At 62.7% G+C, this 335-nt stretch carries 1 protein-coding gene; it reads right to left on the minus strand.

Features of this window, described 5'->3' with window-relative positions:
- Nucleotides 1-335 (minus strand): hypothetical protein (locus HK26_RS13640; protein ID WP_180539588.1); only part of this gene is annotated, 335 nt, incomplete at both ends.

The raw sequence follows: 335 nt of genomic DNA on the forward strand, positions 1-335 counted from the left end.
GGCACGGATACAATGGTCTGCACAACCGTGCGGCTGTCATCCAGTGACAGATCCGAGTTGCCTTTCAGGGTCCGGGCCGCCTCTTCTGCCTGCTGCGCCATGTCCGCATAGTCGGTGCGGGTGGCCCGCAGGTGCTGGGAGAGCTGGGCAAGCTGCTCCTGCTCGCCTTCTGCGTAGGCACCGACCTTGTAGATGGCAGCGCCCGCGACTGCGGCCGCCGCAGCAATGCCACCGGGACCAGACAGAAAGCCTGTGACAAGCTTGAGAGACTGGCCAAAGCCGCCCATGACCTGCACAGCATTGGGCACTTCATAAAAGGCAGCTTGCAGCGGATT

Source organism: Acetobacter okinawensis (assembly GCF_002153655.1).
GTDB classification, from domain to species: domain Bacteria; phylum Pseudomonadota; class Alphaproteobacteria; order Acetobacterales; family Acetobacteraceae; genus Acetobacter; species Acetobacter okinawensis_A.